At 49.5% G+C, this 218-nt stretch carries 1 protein-coding gene; it reads left to right on the top strand.

Going from position 1 to position 218, the window contains the following annotated elements:
- A partial coding sequence (locus tag ACM9LZ_RS26170; RefSeq protein ID WP_416622427.1) for a VENN motif pre-toxin domain-containing protein occupies positions 1 to 218 on the top strand: 218 nt, incomplete at both ends.

Genomic DNA, 218 nt, shown 5'->3' with positions numbered 1-218 from the left:
TAGTCGCTGAACTGAATAATCAATCTGCTGTTGCGGGAGGATTAGGTGCAGGCGGCGGTGAATTAGCAGCACAGGTTATCCTGAATACGCTCTTTGAGGGTAAGAAGGTTTCTGATTTAAGTGAGAAGGAGAAACAGCAAGTCAGTGCATTGAGTCAGTTGGCCTCTGGTCTTGCAGGAGGACTGACTACCGGTGATATGGCTGGTGCAGTCACTGCC

This window comes from Niveispirillum fermenti, from assembly GCF_048066175.1.
Taxonomy (GTDB): Bacteria; Pseudomonadota; Alphaproteobacteria; order Azospirillales; family Azospirillaceae; genus Niveispirillum; species Niveispirillum fermenti.
Note: the sequence above shows the minus strand (reverse complement) of the source record. Positions and strands in the feature narration are given on the sequence as shown.